This window comes from Xanthomonas bromi, assembly GCF_900092025.1.
Lineage (GTDB): Bacteria > Pseudomonadota > Gammaproteobacteria > Xanthomonadales > Xanthomonadaceae > Xanthomonas > Xanthomonas bromi.
In genome coordinates this window covers 1-3,145 of sequence record NZ_FLTX01000124.1, presented here as the reverse complement: position 1 = coordinate 3,145, position 3,145 = coordinate 1, and the positions used below count along the sequence as shown (strand labels likewise).

Below are 3,145 nucleotides of genomic sequence, written 5' to 3'. Positions count from 1 at the left end.
CGACTGCGTATCCTGCGCGATGACATAGGCCACCAGACGCCGATCGCCCGGCGCCTCTTCGCGGGCCAGTACTACCGCCTCGCGCACCTGCGGATGGGTCTGCAGATGCACCTGGATCTCGCCCAGCTCGATCCGAAATCCGCGAATCTTGACCTGCTCGTCGTTGCGACCCAGATACTCCAACGTGCCGTCGGCCCGCCAGCGTGCCAGATCCCCGCTCTTGTACACGCGTGCGCCGGGATGAAACGGATCGTCAAGGAATCGCTCGGCCGTCAACTCGGGGCGATTCAAATAGCCCCGCGCCACGCCGGCGCCGCCCACGTACAGTTCCCCCGCCACCCCGATCGGCACCGGTTGCTGCCGCCCGTCCAGCACATACAGACGCAGGTCCGGGATACGCCGCCCGATCGGGCTGACATCGCCACCCTGCGCATCTGCCGGCGACAGCGGGTAGTACGTCACATGCACCGTGGTTTCGGTGATGCCATACATGTTGACCAGCTGCGTGGCCGCGTTCTGCGGCCGTGCGTACCATGGTGCGAGCATCGCCGGCTCCAGCGCCTCGCCGCCGAAGATCACCAGCCGCAGGCTGTGGGCTTGCGTGTCCTGCGCAGCGATCAACTGGCGAAACGCGCTCGGCGTCTGATTGAGCACGGTCACGCCCGCCTGGCAGAGCAAGGCGTAGCACTCTGCCGGCGCGCGGGTGATCTGCTGCGGTACCACCAACAGGCGACCGCCGTGCAGCAAGGCGCCCCAGATCTCCCACACCGAGAAATCGAAGGCAAACGAGTGGAACAGCGCCCAGGTATCGTTGGCACCGAAGTGGAACCATGCCTGGGTCGCGGCGAACAAGCGGGTCACATTGCGATGCTCCACCAGCACACCCTTGGGCCGGCCCGTAGAACCGGAGGTGTAGATCACATAGGCCAGATGCAACGGCCCCAGCCCAATGACCTCGGGATTGTGCGTGGGCTGCCCCACCAGCTGCACGTCACAGGCATCCAGACACAGCAGCGGGCACGCAAGCGGCGGCAACACCGCGCTGGAAGAAACATCGGTCAACACGGCCATCGGCGCGCTGTCTTCCAGCATGAAACGTAAGCGCTCCGGTGGTGCGGCCGGGTCCAGCGGCACATAGGCACCGCCCGCCTTGAGGATTGCGAGCATGCCGATCAACAACGTCGCACTGCGCTCCGCGCAGAGCACCACCCGATCGTCCGGCCCCACACCCAGCCCGATCAGATGATGCGCGAGGCGGTTAGCTTGCTGATTGAGCTGGCAATAGCTCAAGCGGATCTGCTCGAACTCCACTGCTACCGCTTCAGGCGTCGCAGCGGCCCGCGCTTCCACGATCTGATGAAGAAGAGCGTCCGTCGCAAGCTCCAGGCATGGGGTATTGCTCTGGACAACCAGTCGCTCGACATCGGCCTCGGGCAGGATCGGAAGTTCGTCAACGTGTCGATCCGGGGTGTGCTCCAGCGCATCGACCACACTGGCCAGAGCGGTCTGCATATAGCTGCACACACGCGCCGCATCTACTTCCGGGAGAACCTGCGCCGTCAGTCGGAATCCCTCGCCAAGATCATCCACGTTCAAGGTCAGCGGATAATTGGTGCGTTCTTCCGCAGATAGCATGTGGATGCCGTGCCACGCAGCGTCTTGCGCAAGATCGTCGCTGGCCGAACTATGCCGGTAATTCAACAGCGCACTGAACAATGGGTTCGGTGGTGCGACACCACTGCAACGTTGTGCCAGTCCCAGGGATGCATGCTCGTGCGCCAGCAAGGCGGTCAGTTCCTTGTGGACCTGTTGGGCAGCAGTCCGCACCGGCCGGCTCAGCTGTACCCTGAGTGGCAGCGTATTGACGAACATGCCCAATGCCGAGGAAATTTCGGCCCCCTGCATGCGCCCCAGCAACACCGTGCCGAATACGACATCGTCGCGCGTACAGGTTCGCCCTACCATATGTGCCCAAGCCAGATGATGCAGGCTCGCCACGCCGATCCCCAGCAGCCGTGCCTGTCGTCGCAAGCGGCTACTGAGCTCCGGCGTGAGCGACAGGCTCGCCTCTTCGATTTTGGCGCCGACATCGTTCTGGTTGGTCAAGCCGAACGGCAAGGTTGGCTCATCCACGTCACGCAAGCGTTGCTCGAAAAAATCACGATGATATTGTTCCGTTGCCTCCAACCGCGCCTGTACGACATAAGCGCGGTAGGGCTTTTGAGGAGGCAATGTATCTGCGTTGCCAAGCAAGCACGACGTTAACTCATGGGTCAGGGTCTGCAGAGCTACGTGGTCGAGCACCAAATGATGGAACAACAAGAGTGCCACCCAGCGAGAGTTGGCTGGGTCATGCGCATAAACAAGCCTGAGTAGCGGTGCACGTTGCAGGTCCAGAACATGCTTGCGCGCATCGAAGCACTGCTGCAATTGTTCGATGACCCCGCCGTCTGCTGGATTGCAATCGATCTCCTCAATCGGCAATGCGGCCCTGCGCCACACCACCTGCACCGGGGTATCCAACTGCTCCCACACCAGACTGGTACGCAATACATCGTGACGATCGAGCACCTGTTGTAATGCAGCACCGAAAGCGCTCAATCGCTCCTGATCGGAGAACGCAAACTGCGCTTGCAGTAAATACGGATCGCCTTGTGCTGCGGATAAATGGTGATAAAGCATTCCCTCCTGCAAGGGCGCGAGCGGATAGATATCCTGCACGTTGGATGCACCGCCCGGCACCGTGGCCACGATGTGATCGATCTGCTGCTGCGTCAATTCGACCAGTGGCAGCATGGCGGGATTGATACGGACCGTTGAGCGAGGCAGGCCTGAGTGATCCGGCGGCGCGGCGCCTCCCGCAATCTCTCGTTGCAGCAGTTCGACCAGCAACGCCTTATGCTCGCGCAATGCCGCCATCGTTGATGCCTCGTTGAGTGAGGCTTTGTTGCCACGAACGATCAATTGGCCGTCCTTGAGCGACAGCTGCACACCTTTGCGCTTCAACGATTGAATGAACTCTTCTGCAATCACAGGGCGATCTCCATTTGCTCGATGGCCGCCGCGTAACCGGACAGCGTGGGTTGATCGAATAAGGTCCGGACATCGGCCTCAATGCCTTCTTGCCTGATGCGCTCGACCAGCA

Annotated in this window: 1 protein-coding gene; it reads right to left on the bottom strand. The window is 61.5% G+C overall.

Translation table 11 applies throughout. The annotated features are described in order from the left end of the window. Positions 1 to 3,033, bottom strand: a 3,033-nt coding sequence (locus tag XBLMG947_RS20800) for a non-ribosomal peptide synthetase (protein ID WP_167352059.1), incomplete at its 3' end; no start/stop codon positions are given. Positions 3,034 to 3,145 lie beyond the last annotated feature (112 nt).